The sequence below is a fragment of the Vogesella mureinivorans genome (assembly GCF_007644035.1).
Classification (GTDB): Bacteria; Pseudomonadota; Gammaproteobacteria; order Burkholderiales; family Chromobacteriaceae; genus Vogesella; species Vogesella mureinivorans.
Genome location: NZ_VMTV02001006.1, coordinates 1 through 250, shown reverse-complemented (window position 1 = coordinate 250; position 250 = coordinate 1). Strand labels below are relative to the sequence as shown.

Genomic DNA, 250 nt, shown 5'->3' with positions numbered 1-250 from the left:
AATGAGCGTCATTCATTCAGCAGATGACAAATCCTCCAAAGGAATTTTGTTAGGCGGTTATACCCAGGCTGAAGGCAGAATAGAAAAAGATGATGAAACCTTCTGGATGCTGTACCTGGATCAGAATGGTAATGAACAGTGGCGAAAACATGTGGCAGGAGAATCAAGGCAGAGAGAAGAAAGACTTTCAGATTTGAAACTGAACCGGGATGGTTCTATTATCCTGGCCGGGACCAGCGCCAAAGAACTG

1 protein-coding gene is annotated in these 250 nt (G+C 44.8%); it reads left to right on the top strand.

Annotated elements, in window-relative coordinates; genetic code table 11:
* Positions 1 to 250, top strand: a 250-nt coding sequence (locus tag FLQ44_RS25720) for a hypothetical protein (RefSeq protein ID WP_206209099.1), incomplete at both ends; no start/stop codon positions are given.